The sequence below is a fragment of the Amycolatopsis sp. WGS_07 genome (assembly GCF_045278895.1).
Taxonomy (GTDB): Bacteria; Actinomycetota; Actinomycetes; order Mycobacteriales; family Pseudonocardiaceae; genus Amycolatopsis.
The window spans coordinates 7272624-7292434 of record NZ_CP136053.1 but is presented as its reverse complement, the minus strand read 5'-3'; the positions used below and the strand labels follow the sequence as shown (position 1 = coordinate 7292434).

Sequence of the window (19811 nt, the reverse complement as noted above, 5' to 3'; positions counted from 1 at the left end):
GCTTACGCTTAATATGCATGCTTACGGAGGTATCGCGATGCTGTACGAACTGGCCCATCTCGCGCTGAAGCTCTACACGGTGCCGAAATCGTTGCCAGCGCTGGAAAAGTACGTCGCGAACCCGTCGGCGCGCGGCAGGCTGCTCGGCTGTTGGGAGACCGAACACGGAGAGATCGTCGGCCGTGTGCTGCTGCTCCGCGAGTTCGAGGACGCAGACGCCCTCGCCGCCGAACGGCAACGCGTCCTCGCCAACTCCGACCCGTTCGGGATCGGCGAACACCTGGACTCGTTCACCGTCAGCAGCTACGCGCCCTTCCCCTTCGTCCCGCCGGTCCAAACGGGACACTTCGGCGACGTCTACGAATTCCGGACGTACGAACTCAAAATCGGCGGCCTGCGGCCCACCATGGCGGGCTGGGAAGCCGCGCTCCCCGAACGCACCAAGCTTTTCCCGCTCACCACGGCGATGTACGGACTGGACGGGGCACCGCGCATCACGCACATCTGGCCGTTCCCCAGCCTCGACGAACGCCTCGCCATCCGCCGCGAGTCCTACGAGCGCGGGATCTGGCCGCCGGAGAACGGTCCCGAGAACATCGCCCGCGCTACGTCCAGCATCGCCATTCCGACCGCTTTCTCACCGCTGCATTGAGCAGGTCGCGCCGCAGCCGCCCAGCGACCGAAACCGGCACGCGAATCGAGGAGGCAGAACCCCTCGCTGACGAGATCGTCTCTTCGCCGGTCCGTGGGCGAAGCCGCGGAACCGCTCGAACCGGCCAAGATCGAGTCCGGTCCGGACGTGCCGGAAGCCAGGCGATATCGTGCCCCGTTGCGGCTGACCGCTGCCGTCCGAGGCACAGCTCAGGAAGGTGTTCATGTTCCGTTGGCGCACAGCTCTCGCGGCGGCCACCGTCGGCGCCGCTCTCCTTCTCCCGCCGCCCGCGGTCGCGGCTGAGGCAGCGTCCTACGCGGACGTCCTCGATCTGCAGGGCGTGCCCACGTCGGCGCTGCCCGGCTCGGCCGGCGGCGATGTCAGCGACATCAACGTGTTCGCCGACCGCGGCGCGTGGCACGCCTACGCGCTGCCCAAGGCCGGCGACACCTCGTCCTACGGTGCGTTCACCGGGCCGCTGTACCTCGCCCAGGAGTACCCGTGGTGGCTGAGCACCGGGTTCAGCCGGCTCAACCTGAGCGAAGCCGGGCGCCCGATCAACCTCGCCGACGCTCGCGACCCGGCATTCAGCTCCCTGCCCGGCGCGCTGCGGCAGAGCTTCGAGGTCGACGGTCTGCGCGTCGTCATGGAGCTGCGCTACGCCAGCAACCGCACCGCGCTGGTCCAGGCCACCGTGGAGAACACCGAGCACCGGTGGCGGTCGGTCGGCGCGGGCTGGAGCGGCACGCTGCTGCGGCCGGACACCGGACCCGAGCACGGCGCTCCCCGCCTCTCCGCGACCGAGGACGGCGTCGCGGTCGGCTTCGCCAAGGTGCGCGAAGCGAACGACTACCTCACTGACGGCACCGAACGCTTCCAGGTCACGCACGCCGACCCGGTGACCACAACGGTCGACGGCGACGCGTACACCACCACCCGCGACGCGCCCCTGGTGCTCGGCCCGCACGGCCGGCGAACGCTGAACTGGACCGAGTCCTACACCTTCACCCCCGCCGAGGCCGCCGCCGACGCGCCGGCAGCGAAGCGCGCGTTGACTCAGCCGTGGCGCACCGTCGCCGAGGACAACGCACGCTGGCGCGACTACGTCGCAGCGGCCACTCGCGGGGTGCCGCCGGAGCGGCGCCGGCTGGCGGTGAAGTCGGTCGAAACGCTGATCACCAACTGGCGCAGCCCGGCGGGCGCGTTGAAACACGACGGCATCACCCCCGCGATCTCCAACAAATGGTTCAACGGCCTGTGGGCATGGGACACCTGGAAACAGGCCGTCGGCACCGCCGTCTTCGACCCGGCGCTGGCCGAATCCCAGATCCGATCCATGTTCGACTACCAGGTGACGACCGCGTCAGCGACCCGGCCGCAGGACGCCGGAATGATCCCGGACGCCGTCTTCTACAACGACCCCGCGCACGGCGGCGGCAACTGGAACGAGCGCAACTCCAAGCCGCCGCTCGCCGCCTGGGCCGTCTGGTCGGTCTACCAGCGCAACGGCGATCTCGCGTTCCTGCGCGAGATGTACCCGAAGCTGGCCGCCTACCACGCCTGGTGGTACCGCAACCGCGACCACGACCACAACGGCCTCGCCGAGTACGGCGCCACCGTCGACCCGGCCAACGCCACCGCCGAGGACAAGCGCCTGGCGGCAGCGTGGGAAAGCGGGATGGACAACGCACCCCGCTTCGACGCGAAGCTCGGCGCAGGCGTCGTGGACAACACCTCGCCGACCGGACAGGTCGTCGGTTCGTCGCTCGCCCAGGAGTCGGTGGACCTCAACTCCTACCTGGTGACGGACAAGAACACCCTGGCACTGATCGCCGACCGGCTCGGCGACCGCCGGGACGCCGCGTCCTACCGCGCCTCGGAGGCCAGCGTCGCGGCCGCCGTCCAGCGCACCATGTTCGACCCGGCCACCGGCTGGTTCTACGACACGGAACTGGGCACCGGCCGACGGCTGACGGCACGCGGCAAGGGAATCGAAGGCGCGATCCCCCTGTGGGCCGGCGTCGCCACGCCCGGTCAGGCAGCGGCCGCGCGGAAGAACCTCCTGTCCCCCAACGACTTCGACACCCGCATGCCGTTCCCGACCACCTCGGCGAGTTCCCCGTACTACCAGCCGACCGGCTACTGGCGCGGCGCGGTGTGGCTCGACCACGCGTACTTCGCCTTGACCGGCTTGCAGCGCTACGGATACCGCGCCGACTCGGCGGCACTCGCCGACCAGCTGCGCTCCAACGCGGCCGGCCTGCTGGGCAACGGACCGCTGATGGAGAACTACAACCCCGCCACCGGCGCCCCGATGAACTCCCGCGGCTTCAGCTGGTCGGCGGCGATGCTGCTCGCACTCGACCACCCGCAGCGCCCCTGACGCCGGGCCCTCAGCGGTGCGGCCACGCGGGGTTCACCCGGATCTCGATGTCGCCGGATTCCGTCTCCGGAGCCGGGTCGGCGGTCACGCGCACGCGCACGGCACGATCGGTCCCAGCCTCGACGAACGACAGCGGCGGGCGGCCGTCCTGCAGGTACTTGTCGCCCCATTGCATGAGCGACAGGAACACGGGCAGCAGGTCCTCGCCGGCCTCGGTCAGCCGGTACTCGTCGCGGGACCGCCTGCCCGGTTCCCGATACGGGACGCGCTCGACGATCCGGGCCGACTCCAGCTGCTTGAGCGCCCGTGACACCGCGGGCGCGGAGGTCCCGATCCGCGTCGCGAAGTCTTCGAACCTCGTTGTGCCGTAAAAGCATTCGCGGACCACCAGGAACACCGTCTTCGTGCTCAGCAGGCCGAGTACCCGTTCCGCCGAGCATCCGTCGCCGATCGACCAGGCGTCCCGGTCGCGCAGCCGCTCCTCGAACTCCATCGCCACTCCGCCAGTGTAACTAATGCTTGCGTTAGCCAGCACGCGCGTGGTTTAGTCTCACTAACGTCATCGTTAGTCAGATGGAGGAACGCAGTGGTCGCAGTAGCGGGCAAGGTGGCCGTGGTGACCGGAGGCCGGCGCGGGCTCGGCGCGGCATTGGTGGACGAGTTGCTGGCGCGCGGAGCACGAAAGGTGTACTCCACCGCACGCTCGACGTTCGTCGACGCACGCGCGGAGGTGGTCTCCGCCGAACTGGAAGTTCGCTCGGAAGGGTCGGTCGCCGCCCTCGCAGCGGTCGCCGCCGACGCTGAGATCGTGTTCAACAACGCCGGTGTCCTGCTGCCGTCCCCGCTGCTGACCGGCGCCCTCGAGAAGACCGCAGAAACGTTCGACGTCAACGTCTTCGGGCCGCTGCGAGTGGCACGGGCGTTCGCGCCGATCCTGGCCGCGAACGGCGGCGGCGCACTCGTGAACATGCACTCTGTGTTGTCGTGGCTGGCGGGCAGCGGCGCCTACGGTGCGTCCAAAGCGGCGGCGTGGTCCGTCACGAACTCGCTCCGGCTCGAACTGGCGCCCCAGAACACCCTGGTCGTCGGCGTGCACGCGGGATTCATCGACACCGACATGGTCGCCGCGATCGAGCGGCCGAAGGCCACGCCCGCCGAGACAGCCGCGCGGATCGTCGACGGGCTCGAAGCCGGGAACACGGAAGTACTCGCCGACGACGTCACCGCGACCGTCAAAGCAGCGCTTTCCGGCCCGGTGGAAAACCTGACCTTCGCCGCCGCCAGCTGACCCCCATTCCCCAGGAGAACCCAACCGCCATGCCGCTGTGGACGATCTACCACACCCCTGACCTCTTCACCGACGACGACAAACACCAGCTCGCCGCCCGCGTCGCGGACCACTACGAAAACGTTGGGCTGCCCAGGTTCTACGTGGTCACGCTGTTCCGCGAAACCCGGCCCGAGGACTTCTACGTCGGCGGAGAACCCGCCGCGGCCGCTGTCCGCATCACCATCGACCACATCGCCCGGCGCAACCCCGACCAGGAGTCCCGCCGCCGGAGCGCGCGGTGGATCAAGGGCATGCTGCAAGACCAGCTCGGGCAGCGCGAAGGGCTGCACTGGGAGTTCCACGTGGACGAAACCAGCGAGGACCTCTGGATGATCAACGGAATCGTGCCGCCACCCGGAGGCTCCGACGCGGAGAAGAACTGGGCGAAGCAGAACTCAGCGTCCCCCTACTGACCGCCGACCGGTTCAGGAGGGAGGCACATCGGCGTAACCACGGGAAAGAAAATTCCCTTCTTCCGCACCAAAGGAATTCGCTCCATGCTCGGAAGCGACTCCGAAAGCGAAGGATGGGGAAGACATGACGAAAATCGCCGTGATCGCCGGAAGCACCCGGCCCGGCCGGGTCGCCGGGATCGTCGCGGAATGGGTGCATCAGGTCGCCTCGAAGCGGCCGGAAGCCGAGTACGAGATCGTCGATCTCGCCGAATGGAACCTGCCGCTCTACGACGAGGAGATCCCCGCGGCGGTCGGGCGCTACGCGGGCGAGCACACCAAACGGTGGGCGGAAAAAGTCGCGTCTTTCGACGGTTTCATTGTGGTGACGCCGGAATACAACCACGCTCCCTCCGCAGCGGTGAAGAACGCTTTCGATTTCGTTTACGCCGAGTGGCGCGACAAGGCGATCGGTTTCGTCAGCTACGGAGGGGCGGGCGGCGTCCGCGCCGTCGAACACCTGAAACTGGTGGCGGTCGAGGTCGGCCTCGCGCCCGTGTCCGCGCAACTGGCGCTGCCGATCGGATCGGACTTCCCGGGCTACCCCGAGTTCGCGCCGCAGCCGTCCCGCGCGGACGAACTCGCCCGCGTGCTGGACCAGGTCGAGTCCTGGTCGCGGGCGCTGGCGACAGTACGGGCCTGACCAGTGCGTGAGACGCCTTGTCCCCGCGGCGGGGCCGTGTGAAGCTGCCTGCTCCCCCGGGGAAAGGGAGCGCGATGGCAGCAGCGGCCCGTCTGCCCGACGACGTCGATCCCGGCACGTGCGCGGCGTTCCGCACCGCGCTCGACCGGGTCGGCAGCAAGTGGGGCATCGCGATCATCGCGGTCACCAGCAGCGGGCCGGTCCGGTTCGCGGACCTTCACCGCGCCGTGCCCGGGATCAGCAGGCGCATGCTGGCCCTCACCCTGCGCACGCTGGAACGCGACGGCCTGCTGGCGCGCACCGTGTACCCGACGGTCCCGCCACAGGTCGAGTACGCGGCGACCGACCTGGCGAAGGACCTGTTCGCCTCGACCCGCGCCCTTTCCGACTGGGCCGAGCACAACCACGAACGCCTCGAAGCCGCACGGCAGGCCTACGACACCGGCGAAACCGCGCGCCAGCACCAATAACCTCCTTCAGGTCCCGGAGAAGGCCGTCCCGCTGACCCGAGCGTCGAACTCCGGTACGCCGGGACGGCTCAGGCGGGAATCGCGTTGAGCTGCCGTTCCCAGTCCGGGTATTTCGCGAGCTTCGCGAGGTGCAGGGCGACGATCTTCGCGCCGGTCTCGGGGTCGGCGTCGTCGGTGAACCGCACCGCGGAAAGCCGCGCCAGGGCGGGCAGGACGATGTCGTCGCCGGCGAGGTGGACGGGGTCGTGCATGTACCGCTCCAGCGCGGCGAGGTCTTCGACGCCGACGCAGTAGGCATGCGTGTACCCCTCAGCGGGATCGCCGAGGTCGCGGCCGACCGTGCCGAACGCGGCGGACTCGACGCTCGCGGTCCGCCGCATGGCACCGAGAACGGCTTCTCGGTCGGCCTCCGCGACGTCGTCGCGGAACCGGAAACGCAACAGATTGACGATCAAGACGTCCTCCTTAGAATGAACTCGCGAGTTCAACTTAGCGAACTGCTCGGTCAGTTGTAAACTACGTCCATGACCAAGGCACGCGGCCGGATCGACAAGCGCGAGGCGATCCTCGAGGCGGCGTTCACGGTGTTCGCGAGATCGGGCTACGACGCGGCGAACGTCCAGGAGATCGCGGACGAAGCGGGCGTCGCGAAACCGACGGTGTACAACCACTTCCACGACAAGGACACCCTGTTCCGAGCGGCGCTGGCCGCGGCGGCCGAGCAAGTCGCGGCGGCCAACCTGGCGGCCGTGGAGGCGATCACCCCGCAAGGCGCCCCGGGCCGGACCCTGCCGCGCGCGGCCCGGGCGCTGGCCCGCCGGTGCTGCGACGAGCAGTCCCGCGCCTTGCGGGCGTTGACTTTCGCTCAGCTGAGCCGTTTCCCGGAGTTGCTGACCGAGGTCCACGCGGTCACGGCCGGGCGGCTGGCCGAAGCACTGGCGAACCGGCTAGCCCGGCTGGTGGTGGGCGGCCAGCTCCGCCACTGCGACCCGGACCTGGCGGCGGAGCAGTTCCTGGCACTGTTGACCGGCCCGCTGGAACGCCACTCGCAGCTGGGAACGCGCCGCCTGCCGACTGCGGAGGTCGACCGGATCGCCGACAACGCCGCGGAGACGATCCTGCGGGCTTTCGGCGCCTGAGCCCGCACCGGCAGACCTCCGCTTCCGCTGTCGCGCAACGCCGACCTGTCGCCGCAGGCGCGCGACCTGGCCGCCGTCAGCACGGGCGAGACGACCTATCAGCGCATCCCGGCGGCACGAAGCTCCGCGAATTCGTCGACCCGGGGCAGGATCCGCGAAGACCTCCACCCTCGTCGCCCGGCTCCGCAAACACTGAAACATCGACCACGACCCGCATGCGATCAGCGACCGCCGCCAGCATGGACGAGACCACTTCCAGCGCATCCCGGCGACACAATTCATCGCCCGTGGCGGGATCCGCGAGGACCTCGAACGGCCAGCTCAACCACCGAGCAGGCTGACCGCTCCCTCCGCACCAGGCGCGGCGGCGATTACCGCGGCGATGGCGGCAGCTGCGTCCCGGTAACCGTTGTCCCCCAGCACTTTCTCGACGGCGGCGCGGATGTCCGCCGGGGTGGCTCGTTCGCCGTCGAGCGCGATTCCGGCGCCTCGCTCGGCGAGGTGTGCGGCCAGGGCCGGTTGGTCGGCGGCTTGGTTGGGCAGCGCGACCACGGGCACGGCGTGTCGCATGGCCTCGGCCACGGTGCCGTGGCCGGCGTGCGTGACCACGGCGGCCGCGTCCGGGAGGACCTCGGCGTGGGGGACGAACGGAACGACAGCGGCGTCCCCCGGAACGCAAATCCGTTGCGGGTCAACCATTCCGGCGGTGACCAGCACCCGGTGCGAGCCGTCGTCGAGTGCGTCGATCGTGCGTTGCACGCGGGTGGTCTGGTCCCATGCCGGGCCGGTGGAGAAGCTGGCCACGATCAGCGGGCGCGGGTCGTCGGCCGGCCACGGCGGCGTCCAGCCGGACGGCTCGTGCGGCTCGTCGACGGGGCCGACAAAGGTGAACTCCGCCGGCAGCCGCCCGGCCAGCGGATCCAGCTCCGGCACGCTGGTGCACAGCGTGCGGAAAGGAGTCCAGGCGTCCCACAGCCGATCGAGGTGCGCGCGACCCCCAGCCGCGCGCACCTTGTTGACGGCGGTCAGAAGCGACTGATCCCCCGGGCCGTCCGGCGGCAGCAACGCACCTGGGCAGCTGTGCACCAGCACCGCCGTCGGGATGTCGGCGCGTTCGGCGGCCGTGAGCGCACCGAACATCAGGCAGTCGACGACCAGCAGGTCAGCCGGTTCGTCGGCGAGCAGTTGCTCGAGGTCGTCCAGGTGCCCATGGCACGCCCACACCGCGTCGACCAGGACCGGCATCCAGTCGCGAGGCGGCCGCTCCGGCCACCCCCGCTGGGCCGCGGGCAGCACGCGGAACGGGAACCCGAGCGAGGCGAACCGTTCGCGCTGCGGCGCGTACCCGGCGAAGGACACGTGATGCCCGGCCGCGCGCAGTGCGGCGGCGACGCCGATTGCGGGCACCTGGTTGCCCGCGCCGGGCCAGGTCAGGAAAAGGAATCGGGTCATTCTTGGCTCCCCGCGATCGATTCGATCATCAGCCGCATCGCCGCTTCGGCGTCGGCGCGCGAGCGGCCGAAGTCACGCCGCAGCAGCTTCCAGGTGTAGACGTCGGCGGCGCAGACCAGGGCGTCGAGGACACGGACCCGCTCGCCAGCCGGCCGGGCAGCCAGCAGCGGCCCCAGCACGTGCTCGACCCGCTGCCGGTGTTTGACCCTGCCGACCTCGACGATCGGGCCGACCGCCGGATCCGCCTCCTCGGCCAGGGTGCGGACGACCACGTCGCCGAACTGCTCGTAGTGGTCGAACCACGTCCGCACCGCGGCGTCGACATCCCCCGGCTCGACGCCCTGCAACTGCCCGGCGATCTCCGCGAGGATCTGCTCGAAAGCCACCCGGAACAGCTCGGTCTTGCTGCCCGCCACCCGCAGCACGGTCTGCACTGTCACCCCCGCGCCGGCCGCGACGTCCTCCAGCCGGATGTCGGCGCGCAACCGCTGCCGCAGCAGACCGGCCGCTGCGTCGAACACCCGCCGCCGGGTGTCCTCGGCCGCTTCCGCCCTCGCCCGCATCCGGTACGGCCGCCCAGAATTCATGTTAGTGACCTTAACATGAAATTGGCTGCCCTCGCCTTCAATGATTGAAGATGACGTAAATCGCGCACTTCAAGCACAAACGATCGTCTACACTGAGGCCTGCGCTCACTGTGCTGCTCACGGACCGAAGGGCCTTCATGACAGAGCCGTCCTCCCCCGAGTCCCTCTCGTCCGAGTCCTCCGCGCCCAGTACGGCCGAGGCACCGGAGTCCTTCGTATCCGCCGAACTGGCTTCCCAGCCGCAGATGTGGCTCGCCGCGGCGGACTGTGCCGCACCGGCGGCCGATGCGCTGCCGCAGCCGGGCGAGCGGGTGGCTGTCGTCGGCTGCGGCACCAGCTGGTTCGTCGCGATGAGCTACGCCGCCGCGCGGGAGCAGCGGGGCCTCGGCGTCACTGATGCGTTCGCCGGTTCTGAGTACCCGGCCGGCCGCGAGTACGACCGCGTCGTCGCGATCTCCCGGTCCGGCACCACCACGGAAATCATCGAGCTGCTGTCCGCGCTCGCCGGGCAGCCCACCACGCTGATCACTGCGGTGGGCGACGGACCCGCCGCTTCGGCAGCCGCCGAAGTGGTCGAGCTGCCCTTCGCCGACGAGCGCTCAGTGGTCCAGACCCGCTTCGCGACGAGCACGCTCGCGCTGCTGCGCGCCGGCCTCGGCGACGACATCGGCGAGCTGGCACGGCAGGCCGAGCGCGCGCTGCGGGAACCGGTCGACGATCTGCTCGACGCCGAACAGGTCACCTTCATCGGGCGCGGGGCCGCGGTCGGCATCAGTTGCGAGGCCGCGCTGAAAACCCGGGAGGCGGCGCAGTTCTGGGCCGAGGCCTACCCCGCGATGGACTACCGGCACGGCCCGATCGCCATCGCGCAGCCCGGCCGGCTCGTGTGGTCGTTCGGCGAAACCCCGGACGGGCTGACTGGCGAGATCGCCCGCACCGGAGCCCGGTTCGTGCACCACGACCTCGACCCGCTCGCCGGGCTGGTCGTGGCGCAGCGGTTCGCGGTCGCGCTCGCGCGGCGGCGCGGGCTCGATCCCGATCGGCCGCGGTCCCTGTCCCGCTCGGTCATCCTCGCCTGATGGCCGTCCTCGGCGTCGACGTCGGCGGCACGACAGTCAAGATGTGCGTGACCGACGGCCGTTCCGTTCTCGCCGAATGGCGCGAACCGACTCCCTTCGGCGATCCCGCGGCGCTCGCCGACCTGGTGGCCCGCGCCGTCGCGCGGCATCCGGTCGACGCGGCGGGGCTGGTCGTCCCGGGGATCGTGGACGAGCGCGCCGGGCGGTGCGTCCTGGCGGTCAACCTCGGCTGGGAAGACGTGCCCGTCCGCGACCTCGTCGCCGCCCGCCTCGACGTCCCGCTCGCTTTCGGGCAGGACGTCCGCGCCGGCGCGCTCGCCGAAGCCCGCACCGGAGCGGCGGCAGGCGCGGCAGGACCAATGCTGTTCGCGCCGGTCGGCACCGGGTTCGCGACCGCGCTCGTGGTGCGCGGCGAGGTGCTCGACGCGGGCCCGTGGGCGGGCGAAGTGGGCCAGCTCCGGCTGCCCGGCGGCCGCCGCGTCGAAGAGGTCGCGTCGGCGTCCGGGCTCGCGCGCCGCGCCGGGGCCCCGGACGCGGCCGCCGTCGCCGCGCGGGTTCGCGACGGAGATCCGGCCGCGGTCGAGGCGTGGGACGAGTGCGTCCGCGCGCTCGCGGAGCCGATCGCGTGGGCCACCGCCGTGGCCGGATGTTCCACCGTGGTCGTTGGTGGCGGCCTCGCCGAGGCGGGAGCCCTGCTGCTCGACCCGCTCGTCCGCGAGGTCGCGCATCGGCTCGGGGCGCTGCGGGCGCCCGCGATTGTCCAGGCGCACCACGGGGATCGGGCCGCCGTGGTGGGCGCGACGCTGCTGGCGCTGCGCTGATCGGCGGGCTGTTCTTCGACGAGCAGCCCGAGGTGGCCGAACCGCGCAAGCGCGTGCGGCTCGGCCGCGCCGGAGCGGGACGGCGGAAGACGACGCCGCCCGCCGGATCCAGCCCAGCGCGCCCGCGATCGGATCCCGATACCGACGGAAGTCTGCTCCCCCGGCTCAGCCGGTGACTTCGCCGCCCGAGTGCGCTATACAGAAGCGCCCTGTGCATTTTAATGCGCACGAAAGGTATGCAATGAGCAGATTTATGCATCCTCTCCGCAGTCTGGCCGCAGTGCTGGTCCTGCTGGCCGTCGCGACCCCCGCCACCGCCCAGGCCGCCACCGCGCCCGCCGGGCAGCTCGGCGACCTGACCGGACTCTCCGCCGACGGCCCGGTGACCACCCTGACCGCAGGCGCCGCGGCCGTCCGCGTCAGCTTCCCCACGGCGGCCGCGGTCCGGGTCTGGCTCGCTCCGGACGGGACCTTCACCGATCCGGCGGGCAGCAAGATCGTGCTGCCGAACGGAAAAGCCCCGGCCGTGCCGAAGCGCACCGACCGAGGCGCCTACTGGGCCATCAGCACCGGCAAGGCCACGCTCCGGGCCTACAAGCACCCGCTGAAGTTCGCCCTCTACGACGGCGCGGACCTCAAGCAGCTCTGGGCCGAGTCCGCCCCGCTGTCCTGGACCGCGGACACCACCACGCAGACGCTCGCCCGCGGCGCCACCGAACAGTACGTCGGCGGCGGGGAGCAGAACGGCCGCTTCAGCCACCGCGGCCAGACGATCAAGATTTTCGCCGACGACAACTGGAACGACGGCGGCGCGCCCAACTCCCAGCCGTTCTACGCCTCGACGGCCGGGTACGGCGTGCTGCGCAACACCTTCGCGCCCGGCAGCTACTCGTTCACCGATCCGGTCCGCACGACCCACGACGAACGCCGCTTCGACGCGACCTACGTCGTCGGCGACGGGCTCAAGGACGTCATCTCCGGCTACACCGACCTGGTCGGCAAACCCTTCCTCCCGCCCCTTTACGGCCTGGAGACCGGCGATTCCGACTGCTACCTGCACAACGCCAACCGCGGCGAACGGCACACCCTCGACGCGGTGAAGGTCGCCGAGGGCTATCCCGAACACGGCATGCCCAACGGCTGGATGCTGGTCAACGACGGCTACGGCTGCGGTTACGAAGACCTGCAGCAGACCGGCGAAGGCTTGCGGGACAACAACATGCAGCTCGGCCTGTGGACCGAGAACGGCGTGCCCAACCAGGCCGAAGAGGTCAAGGCGGGCGTCCGCGTGCGCAAACTGGACGTCGCCTGGGTCGGCCCCGGCTACCAGTTCGCCCTCGACGCCTGCGACACCGCGCACAAGGGCATCGAGGACAACAGCGACGCGCGTGGCTTCGTCTGGCAGCCGGTGAGCTGGGCCGGCGCGCAGCGATGCGGCGTGCTCTGGAGCGGCGACCAATCCGGCTCCTACGACTACATCAAATGGCAGATCCCGACCTACGCGGGCTCGACGCTGTCCGGCATCGCCTACAACACCGGCGACATCGACGGCATCTTCGGCGGCAGCCCGCAGACCTACGTCCGCGACCTGCAGTGGAAGTCCTTCCTCCCGGTCGCGATGACCATGGACGGCTGGGCGAAGGCGGACAAGCAGCCCTGGCGCCAGGGCGAGCCCTACACCTCCATCAACCGCAAGTACCTGCTGCTCAAGGAACGGCTGCTGCCCTACACCTACAGCTACTCGGTCCAGGCGCACCAGACCGGCGTCGGCCAGGTCCGGCCGCTGGCGCTGGAGTACCCCGGCGACCCGAACGCCTGGACGGACAAGGCCAAGTACGAGTTCCTGTCCGGCACCGACTTCCTGGTCGCGCCGGTCTACGACAGCTCGTCCGTGCGCAATGGCATCTACCTGCCCAAGGGCACCTGGGTGGACTACTGGAGCGGCAAGACCTACACCGGTCCGACCACAGTGGACGGTTACGACGCGCCGCTGGACAAGCTGCCGCTGTTCGTCCGCGGCGGCGCGGTGGTGCCGATGTGGGCGGAGGGCACGACTTCCTGGCAGACCCGCGACAAGGGACAGCTCGACGTCGACGTGTACCCGCAGGGCAAGGGCAGCTTCACCCTCACCGAGGACGACGGCGTCACGCGCGGCTACCAGCGCGGCGAGCAGGCGCGGCAGACGTTCACAGTGGACGCGCCGCAGTCCGGCCCGGGCACGGTGACCGTCGGGATCGGCGCGAGCACCGGGTCCTATCCCGGAAAACCGGCGGCGCGGAACTACCAGCTGTCCGTCCACACGGGAACGAAGCCGGCGGCGGTCCTCGGCGGCCACGGCATCCTGCCGCAGTACGCCAGCAAGGCGGAGCTGGACAAGGCTCAGTCCGGTTGGTGGTACGACCCGGCCGCGCGAGGTGTCGTGCGGGTGAAGACCGGCTCGGTCGATTCCGGTGCCGCGCAGGACATCCGGCTGCTCGGGGCGAGCGCGGTCGGCGGCTTCTTCCCCGCCGACGACAACGCCTCGGTGCGGCTTTCCGCCCCCGCGACAGCCACTCCCGGCCAGGCTGCGCCGGCCACCGTGAGCTTCACCAACAGCACTCCGCTGCCGGTGCGGAGTGTGGCGTTGTCGGTGCAGGCCAACGGGTTCCACGCGGAGGTGCCGCAGGCTCCGGCGTTCGTGCGGCCGGGCCAGACGGTGCGGGTGCCGGTGCGGCTCACGCCGGACGCGGGGCTGAAGCCTGCGGACTACGAAGTGACCGCCACCGTGAGATACCAAGCCCGGCTGGGCGTTCACGAAGCGGCTGGGTCGGCGATGGTGACGGTTCCGTACGCGACAATGGGTGCGGCATACGGAAATGTCGGGGTCACTGATGCGGCCCACGTCGCGAACGGCGACCTCGACGGTGGCGGCAGCAGCTTCCGCGCGGAAGGTCTAGCCGAAGCGGGGTTGAAACCAGGCGCGCCGTTCACCGCGAACGGCGCCGAGGCGACGTGGCCCGAGGCAGGCACCGGGAAGCCGGACAACGTCGTGGCCAGCGGCCAGACCGTCGCGGTGGAAGGCAGCGGCGCCAAGCTGGTCCTGACCGGAACCGGGACCGGCTCGGCCGCGAACGGCGAGGTCGTCGTCCGGTACGCCGACGGCAGCACGAGCCGGGCCGCGCTCGGCTTCCCGAACTGGTGCTGCTCCGACCCGGCCCAGTACGGCGCTACCACGGTCGCCTCGGTGTCCGGCAAGAACACGAAGTCCGGTCCGGCCTATCCGACGGTGGCCTACCGGGTGTTCGCGAACTCCGTGCCGCTGACGCCGGGCAAGCGGGTCGTCGCGATCACCCTCCCGGCGAATCCGGCGCTGCACGTCTTCACCGCCGCGATCGGCTGACCCGGGGCCGGGGTCTCAAGCCGCGCGACCCCGCCCGCCTTCCGTCCACAAAGGACCTGGTGCGCAGGTCCGTGAGGGGAACCCTGAGGGAATCTGTTTCCTTCAGGGTTCCCCTCACGGACGATCCCGCTCGCGCCGGGTCAGCGGAGCGGGGCGAGCCGCAGGATCTGCTCTCCCGCGGTGCGCCCGTCGCCGACCCGGCTTCCGCTCTGGTCGGTCCAGGCGCGCACCGGCGTGGTCTCGCTCTGCCGTCCCGGCTTCGCCGAGAGCGCCAGCACCAGTCCGCTGTAGCGGTTGACCAGCCGCGTCCCGCCGTCCGCCGGGACCAGGAACCATCGCTGGGCGACCCCCGATCCGGCGCTCAGGGTCGGCGCGGTCCCCCAGGCCCGGCCCGACGGCACCGCCGGTACGCCCAATGCCAAACCGCTCGCGGCGTTGGTGATGCGGTAAGAGCCGTCCGCGGCCGGGGTGAACCGCCAGTTCGCCTGATCGCCCGCCAGCCACGAGGGCACCGACGTCGTGCCGGTGCGGCCGGACGCGGCGAGCACGCGGCCGGAGCCGATCCGGTAGACGCGGCCGGGGTCGACCGGGGACGCGGCCGGCGCGGCGGACGTGACGGTCACGTCCGCGTAGACGCCGTCGCGGCCGTCCACGCACGAGATCGAGCAATAGGACCGGAAGGTCTTGCCCACGATCGTCCCGCCGGTCCGGCTGGCCGAGTCGACGAACCAGCGGTACCACGACTGGTCCCGGTAGGAGCCGGTGTCGCCGATCAGCCGCCACTTCGGGTTCGCCAGGTCCTCGGTCGCGTAGAACCGCTGCGGGCCCACTGAATCGACCGCCTCCGGCTCGCCGAGGTACAGGCCGAGGTGCGCGTCGTAGGCGATGTTCATGACGAACAGGTCGGATTTGCGCGGCAGCGTGCCGGCGGCCACCTGCTGGGCGGCGGTGCCGGTGCGCGCCGGGTCGTAGTCCTTCTCCGGCGGGGTGTAGCCGAGGGGGTCGACGTCGGTGGGCACGAGGTTGCTTTCCTTGCCGCCGACGCCCGGCTGCGACCAGCGGCCGTCGTACCACTTCTGCCAGGTTCCGGTGCCCAGCTTCCCGGACATCGGCGCGCGGGCCACGTGGGCGAGGCCGCTGAACCCGCCGCCGCCCGCTCCGGCCTTCGTCACGACGCGGGAGCCGTAGTAGACGTAGAAGTACCCGGACTTCGGATCGGCGAACAGCCGCGGATCGCCGTCGCCGTAGTCGAAGGTCTGGTTCGGGAACGCCGCCGTGTCGCCGCGTTTCGTCGAGTACGGCGAGGTGATGGCGTGCCCGCCGATCCGCCACGTGTGGCCCTGGTCGGTCGATACCGCCCAGTCGATCGCGTCGTAGTGCGAAAACGAGTAGGCGCCGAACGGTTCGGGGGTGAATTCGTTGTGCACCAGGCCGTACCAGTCACCGGTATCTGGATCGACCCAGGTGCCGACGAGATCGCAGAAGTTCTTCTGGGTGTAGCTCGACCCGGCGGGCGGGTCGGTCGCCTCGCGGCCGGTCGGGCTGGTGTTGCACCGCCACGTCGTGTCGTTGTTGCGATCGCGCGGTTCCGCCGGGTTCACCGCGTCGCTCAGCCCCGCGTCGCGCTGTGCCGAATCGAAGTCGGCGCCGGTGTAGAAGTCCCAGACGCGCGGGCCTTCCTTGCCGTAGAGGGCGGCGGACTGCTGGAAGTGGAAGGTCCCGTCCCGGTCGAGGAACGGGGCGGCGGGCGTGTCCGTCGGGAACGGGTACTCGGCGACGGCCCCGACCGACACGGAATAGCCGGGTCCGGCGTGCGCGGCCGGGGCTGCGAGCCCGGTGCAGGTCAGGGCAAGAGCCGCACCGGCGGCGACGGGAAGGCGGAAGCGTGGCATGGCTCGGTCCCTCGCAGGCGATCAGCAACCGACAAGAACGAACAAGTTCACACAGTCTTGGTGATCGATTTTGCACTGTCAACCCGCCGTTCGACCCCCTTCGCGCAGGCCATTGCCCCGCGCCCGCAGATCACGATGCCGGAGCGAACCGGGGCGCGAATGTTGACAGGTGATTGTTCAGGGCCAAAAATGCGCAGCAACACGCACTCAGTGTGTGGGCTTTCGACCTCGATCAGGTGGTGGCTGATGCGGTTTCACAAGCTCGTGGGCTCGACCTTAGCGGCGGCGCTGCTGCTCGCCGGGTGCGGCGGCGGCGACGCGGCGGGCGGCGGCACTGGGGAGAACGCGCTCCCCGGGGCCGCCGAATTCCTTTCGTCGGCCTGTCCGGAACCGGCCGTGAAGCCGGCGGGCGGCGGGCAGCTCGTCTACTGGTCCATGTGGACCGCGGACGAGCCGCAGGGCAAGGTGCTGCAACGAGCGCTGAAGTGCTTCCAGGACAAGACCGGCGTGAAGGTCGACGTGCAGTGGCTGGGCCGCAAGGCCTACACCCAGAACCTGGTCCCGGCGCTCAACACCAGCACCGTGCCCGACCTGTTCGACCAGGACGTCAGCAAGGTCGGCGCGGCGATCATGACGCCGGGCGGCACGCAGAGCCTCGACGACGTGTTCGGCATGAAGATCGGCGAGGGCGACAAGACGGTCAAGGATGTCCTCTCCCCCACCTCGTACGACTTCCCGCAGAACAAAGACCGCGAGGGGCACAGCTTCCTCGTGCCGTACGAGATCCAGTCCAGCGCCTGGTGGTACGACAAGGCCGCGGGCGCGCTGGGCCAGCCGAAGACCGTGGACGAGCTGGTCGGCCTGTTCGACAAGGCGAAGGCGGACGGCAAGGCGGCGGTCAGCCAGGACGGCGACATCCCGTTCTACAACATGTACTACTTCACCCAGCTGGCCGAACGCTACGTCGGCGCGGGAGGGCTGGCGAAGGCGGCGCAGGACCCGACCGGACGCGCCTGGACCGACGTTCCCGGCTTCCGCGAGGCGGCCGCGCAGACCGCGCGGATCTCGAAGTACTTCATCGACGGCTGGGACGCGGCCAAGTTCCCGCAGATCCAGCAGCGCTGGGCGGACGGCGACGCCCGTTTCCTCTACGTCGGCACCTGGGCTCCCAGCGAAACCCGCGAATACCTGGACAAGCAGGGCGCGGGCACGAAGATCGACTACGGCTCCTTCCAGTTCCCGATGCCGCCCGGCGCCACGCACGACACCGTCGAGCAGATGTCGATCGGCTTCGCCGTGCCCAAGAAGGCCAAGAACGCCGACGCGGCCAAGGCGTTCATCGCCTACTTCCTCAACAAGGGCAACCTCGCCGGCATCCCCGCCGTGGCCGACAACCTGGTGCCCCGGCCCGACCTCGCGGTGCCGGACGACCTGAAGCCGGTCAAGACCGTCATGGACGACCAGAAGAAGGAGCACGTGCTGCAGTACGACGGCATCGACGCGATCGCGGGCGGCAAATGGCAGACCGACGTGTTCGACCCCGCCGACACCGCGCTGCTCAAGGGACAGCTGACTCCGGAGGCGTTCGTGGCGCAGCTCGCGCAGAAGTCAGCCACCTTCTGGAAAAACCAGCACTGATGGCCACGATCGCCGAGAAGGCCCGGGCCGGGCGGCGGCCCGCGCTCGGGCCGCACCTGAGCCGCAAACGCAAGCTGTTCTGGCCCTTCGCCGCCCCCGCGCTGGCGCTCTACCTGGCGTTCCTCGTGCTGCCGACGGTCGCGACCGTGGTGCTCAGCTTCACCAGCTGGTCCGGCGCGGGCGACACGCCGCGGCCGCAGGGCGTCGGGAACTACGTGCGGATGTGGCAGAGCGACGCGTTCCGCTACGCCTTCGGCAACACGCTGGTCTACGTGTTCCTCGGCGGCATCGGCACCTTCCTGCTCGCGTTCCTGTTCACCATGGTGCTGCGGGACATGCGCGGCGGGAAGGTCGTGCGGGCGATCCTGTTCTTCCCGAACATCGTCGCCCCGGTCGCGCTCGGCATGTTCCTCGGCTTCGTGTTCAAGTACCAGCCGGGCAAACAGGGGCTCGCCAACTACGTGCTCGAGCACCTCGGCGCGGACGCGGCGAAGTTCCTCGCGCCGGAGAACGTGACCGGGGTGGTGACCGCGTCGCTGATCTGGGCCAGCTCGGGCTTCTACATCACCATCCTGATGGCCGCGGTGGACCAGATCCCGCCGCACCTCTACGAGGACGCGGACCTCGGCGGCGCCTCGCCGTGGCAGAAGTTCCGCTCCATCACGCTGCCGCTCACCTGGGACGTGGTGGGCGTGGCCGGGGTGCTGTGGACGATCAACGCGCTCAAGATCTTCGAACTCGTCTTCGTGCTCGCCGGGCCCGGCACCTACGCCCCGCCGAACCGGGCGTGGACGCTCGGCATCTACGTGTTCGACCGGACCTTCGGCTCGAACGGCACGCCGGACTTCGGCGCGGCCTGCGCCTGCGCGGTCGCGATGATCGCCCTCGTCTCGGTCCTCGTCGTGCTGCTGCGGCGGCTGATGCGCCGTGACGCCATCCAGTTCTGAAGGAGATCCCGTGACCGTCACGGAAGCGCCGCCGCGCGGCCCCGCTCCGGGCAAGCCCCGGCGCACCCCGCCGCGCCGGCCCCGCCCGGCTCCCGGCAGCCGCAGGCTCAGCCCGCTGCGGCTGCTCGGCTCAGCGATCGTGTGGCTGTTCACCGCGGGCAACCTGCTGGTGCTGTACTGGCTGGTCACCGCGGCGTTCAAGACCCCGGTGGAGATCTTCACCAAGCCGTTCGCCCTGCCGTACCAATGGTTCCACGTCGGCAAGCCGTTCCGGAACTTCGTCTACGCCTGGAACAACGCCGGATTCGGCGACGCCGTGCTGTCCACAGTGGTCTTGGTCGGGCTGGCGACGATCGCCACCGTCGCGGTCTCCGCGCCGTGCGCGTACGCCCTCACCCGGCTCGGCGTGCGCGGTTCGGGCGTGCTGACCAACGGCGTCGCGATCGGCATGGGAGTGCCGTTCCAGACCGTGATCATCCCGCTGTTCGTCGCGTTCAGCGAGATCCACCTCGACAACCAGTACGGGCTGTTCGTGCTCTACGTGGCGCTGTCCATCCCGTTCACGGTGTTCCTGCTGACCGGGTTCTTCCGCTCGCTGCCCGACGAGATCGAGGAGGCCGCGGCGCTCGACGGAGCCTCGCCGGTGCGGGTGTTCGTCTCGGTCGTCCTGCCGCTGGCCCGCGGCGGCGTGATCACCGCGCTCACACTCAACGCGATCGGGCTGTGGAACGAAACCCTGCTGGCGATCGTGTTCCTCAAGGACCAGGCCCATTTCACGCTGTCGCGCGCGCTGTTCACCTTCTACGGCGCGGCCAGCTACCAGTCCGAGTACGGCGGGTTGATCGCCGGGGTGGCGATCGTCGTGCTCCCGATGCTGCTCCTCTACGTCGTGCTCGCCCGCCGGATCATCACCGGCCTGACCCTCGGCGCCGGAAAGTAGGACTCTG

19 protein-coding genes are annotated in these 19811 nt (G+C 70.2%); 13 read left to right on the top strand and 6 right to left on the bottom strand.

Going from position 1 to position 19811, the window contains the following annotated elements; translation table 11 throughout:
• Nucleotides 1–37: 37 nt before the first annotated feature.
• Together RPX00_RS34285 and RPX00_RS34280 are read left to right on the top strand one after the other, a co-directional pair.
• On the top strand, nt 38–652 hold the full coding sequence (locus RPX00_RS34285; RefSeq protein WP_406631651.1) for an NIPSNAP family protein: 615 nt from the start codon (nt 38–40) through the stop codon (nt 650–652).
• A 223-nt stretch (nt 653–875) separates the two neighbouring features.
• Nucleotides 876–3035, top strand: coding sequence for an MGH1-like glycoside hydrolase domain-containing protein (locus tag RPX00_RS34280; RefSeq protein WP_406631649.1), 2160 nt, complete (start codon nt 876–878; stop codon nt 3033–3035).
• Between the two features lie 10 nt (nt 3036–3045).
• Here the strand turns inward: RPX00_RS34280 and RPX00_RS34275 are convergent, their stop codons facing one another.
• Nucleotides 3046–3528: a winged helix-turn-helix transcriptional regulator gene (locus RPX00_RS34275; RefSeq protein ID WP_406643185.1), complete on the bottom strand. Its 483-nt coding sequence runs from the start codon at nt 3526–3528 to the stop codon at nt 3046–3048.
• Between the two features lie 93 nt (nt 3529–3621).
• Here RPX00_RS34275 and RPX00_RS34270 point away from each other — a divergent pair, with 93 nt between their 5' ends.
• The 4 genes from RPX00_RS34270 (at nt 3622) to RPX00_RS34255 (ending at nt 5930) form a co-directional block, all read left to right on the top strand.
• Entirely contained in the window at nt 3622–4323 is a 702-nt protein-coding gene (locus RPX00_RS34270) for an SDR family oxidoreductase (protein WP_406631647.1), read from the top strand.
• 29 nt (nt 4324–4352) lie between these two features.
• Entirely contained in the window at nt 4353–4778 is a 426-nt protein-coding gene (locus RPX00_RS34265; protein ID WP_406631645.1) for a tautomerase family protein, read from the top strand.
• Nucleotides 4779–4902: 124 nt separating this feature from the next.
• A complete protein-coding gene (locus RPX00_RS34260) occupies nt 4903–5460 on the top strand; it encodes an NADPH-dependent FMN reductase (RefSeq protein ID WP_406631643.1) in 558 nt (185 codons plus the stop codon).
• Between the two features lie 74 nt (nt 5461–5534).
• Nucleotides 5535–5930 (top strand): winged helix-turn-helix transcriptional regulator, encoded by a 396-nt coding sequence (locus RPX00_RS34255; RefSeq protein WP_406631641.1) that lies wholly within the window; start codon nt 5535–5537, stop codon nt 5928–5930.
• Between the two features lie 68 nt (nt 5931–5998).
• Here RPX00_RS34255 and RPX00_RS34250 read toward each other — a convergent pair whose 3' ends face one another.
• A complete protein-coding gene (locus RPX00_RS34250; protein ID WP_406631639.1) occupies nt 5999–6385 on the bottom strand; it encodes a Dabb family protein in 387 nt (128 codons plus the stop codon).
• 69 nt (nt 6386–6454) lie between these two features.
• On the opposite strand from RPX00_RS34250, the gene RPX00_RS34245 reads away from it, so the two are divergent.
• A complete protein-coding gene (locus RPX00_RS34245) occupies nt 6455–7069 on the top strand; it encodes a TetR/AcrR family transcriptional regulator (protein WP_406631637.1) in 615 nt (204 codons plus the stop codon).
• 321 nt (nt 7070–7390) lie between these two features.
• On the opposite strand, the gene RPX00_RS34240 is transcribed toward RPX00_RS34245, so the two are convergent.
• Both RPX00_RS34240 and RPX00_RS34235 read right to left on the bottom strand, forming a co-directional pair.
• Nucleotides 7391–8521, bottom strand: coding sequence for a glycosyltransferase (locus tag RPX00_RS34240; RefSeq protein WP_406631635.1), 1131 nt, complete (start codon nt 8519–8521; stop codon nt 7391–7393).
• Nucleotides 8518–9108: a TetR/AcrR family transcriptional regulator gene (locus tag RPX00_RS34235; RefSeq protein ID WP_406631633.1), complete on the bottom strand. Its 591-nt coding sequence runs from the start codon at nt 9106–9108 to the stop codon at nt 8518–8520. The genes RPX00_RS34240 and RPX00_RS34235 overlap by 4 nt, the downstream gene beginning before the upstream one ends.
• Before the next feature lie 245 nt (nt 9109–9353).
• On the opposite strand from RPX00_RS34235, the gene RPX00_RS34230 reads away from it, so the two are divergent.
• The 3 genes from RPX00_RS34230 to RPX00_RS34220 all read left to right on the top strand — a co-directional run bounded on the left by RPX00_RS34230 (nt 9354) and on the right by RPX00_RS34220 (nt 14387).
• On the top strand, nt 9354–10187 hold the full coding sequence (locus RPX00_RS34230; protein ID WP_406643183.1) for an SIS domain-containing protein: 834 nt from the start codon (nt 9354–9356) through the stop codon (nt 10185–10187).
• On the top strand, nt 10187–11008 hold the full coding sequence (locus tag RPX00_RS34225; protein ID WP_406631630.1) for an ROK family protein: 822 nt from the start codon (nt 10187–10189) through the stop codon (nt 11006–11008). Before RPX00_RS34230 ends, RPX00_RS34225 begins: the two co-directional genes overlap by 1 nt.
• 253 nt (nt 11009–11261) lie before the next feature.
• Entirely contained in the window at nt 11262–14387 is a 3126-nt protein-coding gene (locus tag RPX00_RS34220) for a TIM-barrel domain-containing protein (protein WP_406631628.1), read from the top strand.
• Nucleotides 14388–14527: 140 nt separating this feature from the next.
• Here the strand turns inward: RPX00_RS34220 and RPX00_RS34215 are convergent, their stop codons facing one another.
• Nucleotides 14528–16279, bottom strand: coding sequence for an RICIN domain-containing protein (locus tag RPX00_RS34215; protein ID WP_406631626.1), 1752 nt, complete (start codon nt 16277–16279; stop codon nt 14528–14530).
• Nucleotides 16280–16326: 47 nt separating this feature from the next.
• The gene (locus RPX00_RS34210) at nt 16327–16482 is read right to left on the bottom strand and encodes a hypothetical protein (RefSeq protein ID WP_406631624.1); all 156 of its coding nucleotides are present in this window, start codon (nt 16480–16482) and stop codon (nt 16327–16329) included.
• A gap of 43 nt (nt 16483–16525) precedes the next feature.
• On the opposite strand from RPX00_RS34210, the gene RPX00_RS34205 reads away from it, so the two are divergent.
• The 3 genes from RPX00_RS34205 to RPX00_RS34195 are packed head-to-tail and all read left to right on the top strand — an operon-like array spanning nt 16526 to nt 19804.
• A complete protein-coding gene (locus RPX00_RS34205; RefSeq protein ID WP_406631622.1) occupies nt 16526–17917 on the top strand; it encodes an ABC transporter substrate-binding protein in 1392 nt (463 codons plus the stop codon).
• Nucleotides 17917–18864: a carbohydrate ABC transporter permease gene (locus RPX00_RS34200; RefSeq protein WP_406631620.1), complete on the top strand. Its 948-nt coding sequence runs from the start codon at nt 17917–17919 to the stop codon at nt 18862–18864. Before RPX00_RS34205 ends, RPX00_RS34200 begins: the two co-directional genes overlap by 1 nt.
• Before the next feature lie 10 nt (nt 18865–18874).
• A complete protein-coding gene (locus RPX00_RS34195; RefSeq protein WP_406631618.1) occupies nt 18875–19804 on the top strand; it encodes a carbohydrate ABC transporter permease in 930 nt (309 codons plus the stop codon).
• Nucleotides 19805–19811 lie beyond the last annotated feature (7 nt).

What these genes read in the sequence shown, in the direction of transcription:
- RPX00_RS34235 (WP_406631633.1), bottom strand. Translation starts at nt 9,108, where the DNA reads ATGAATTCTGGGCGGCCGTACCGGATGCGGGCGAGGGCGGAAGCGGCC.
- RPX00_RS34245 (WP_406631637.1), top strand. Translation starts at nt 6,455, where the DNA reads ATGACCAAGGCACGCGGCCGGATCGACAAGCGCGAGGCGATCCTCGAG.
- RPX00_RS34255 (WP_406631641.1), top strand. Translation starts at nt 5,535, where the DNA reads ATGGCAGCAGCGGCCCGTCTGCCCGACGACGTCGATCCCGGCACGTGC.
- RPX00_RS34260 (WP_406631643.1), top strand. Translation starts at nt 4,903, where the DNA reads ATGACGAAAATCGCCGTGATCGCCGGAAGCACCCGGCCCGGCCGGGTC.
- RPX00_RS34265 (WP_406631645.1), top strand. Translation starts at nt 4,353, where the DNA reads ATGCCGCTGTGGACGATCTACCACACCCCTGACCTCTTCACCGACGAC.
- RPX00_RS34230 (WP_406643183.1), top strand. Translation starts at nt 9,354, where the DNA reads ATGTGGCTCGCCGCGGCGGACTGTGCCGCACCGGCGGCCGATGCGCTG.
- RPX00_RS34280 (WP_406631649.1), top strand. Translation starts at nt 876, where the DNA reads ATGTTCCGTTGGCGCACAGCTCTCGCGGCGGCCACCGTCGGCGCCGCT.
- RPX00_RS34215 (WP_406631626.1), bottom strand. Translation starts at nt 16,279, where the DNA reads ATGCCACGCTTCCGCCTTCCCGTCGCCGCCGGTGCGGCTCTTGCCCTG.
- RPX00_RS34225 (WP_406631630.1), top strand. Translation starts at nt 10,187, where the DNA reads ATGGCCGTCCTCGGCGTCGACGTCGGCGGCACGACAGTCAAGATGTGC.
- RPX00_RS34240 (WP_406631635.1), bottom strand. Translation starts at nt 8,521, where the DNA reads ATGACCCGATTCCTTTTCCTGACCTGGCCCGGCGCGGGCAACCAGGTG.
- RPX00_RS34205 (WP_406631622.1), top strand. Translation starts at nt 16,526, where the DNA reads ATGCGGTTTCACAAGCTCGTGGGCTCGACCTTAGCGGCGGCGCTGCTG.
- RPX00_RS34220 (WP_406631628.1), top strand. Translation starts at nt 11,262, where the DNA reads ATGCATCCTCTCCGCAGTCTGGCCGCAGTGCTGGTCCTGCTGGCCGTC.
- RPX00_RS34200 (WP_406631620.1), top strand. Translation starts at nt 17,917, where the DNA reads ATGGCCACGATCGCCGAGAAGGCCCGGGCCGGGCGGCGGCCCGCGCTC.
- RPX00_RS34275 (WP_406643185.1), bottom strand. Translation starts at nt 3,528, where the DNA reads ATGGAGTTCGAGGAGCGGCTGCGCGACCGGGACGCCTGGTCGATCGGC.
- RPX00_RS34285 (WP_406631651.1), top strand. Translation starts at nt 38, where the DNA reads ATGCTGTACGAACTGGCCCATCTCGCGCTGAAGCTCTACACGGTGCCG.